Here is a 381-nt window from a genome sequence, read left to right on the forward strand (position 1 = left end):
GCCACGCACTCAGCAACGGTCGGGCCGAAGGCCAGGTGCTGGCGTTCGCGGCCTGCAAGGGCGGCAGCGGCACCACCTTCGTGGCGGCCAACTTCGCCCACGTGGTGGCTACCCGGCACAAGAAGCGCGTGCTGCTGGTGGACCTGAGCCAGCAGTACGGCGACGCCGCCTTCCTGATGACCGACCAGACCCCGCCCGCCACGCTGTCCGACGTCTGCCGCCAGGTGGACCGGCTCGACGCCGCGCTGCTGGAAGCCTGCGTGACCCACGTCTGCCCCGGCTTCGACGTGGTGCCCGCCGCCGGCGACCCGATCAAGGCAGGCGAGATCAAGGCCGCGCACCTGGAACGCATCATGGCCGTGGCGCGCCAGCAGTACGACG

Annotated in this window: 1 protein-coding gene; it reads left to right on the plus strand. The window is 71.4% G+C overall.

The features are described from left to right. A partial coding sequence (locus AB4Z35_RS31125) for an AAA family ATPase (protein ID WP_442101316.1) occupies window positions 1-381 on the plus strand: 381 nt, incomplete at both ends.

This window comes from Pseudomonas sp. KB_15 (assembly GCF_052114525.1).
In the GTDB taxonomy this organism is placed as follows: domain Bacteria; phylum Pseudomonadota; class Gammaproteobacteria; order Pseudomonadales; family Pseudomonadaceae; genus Aquipseudomonas.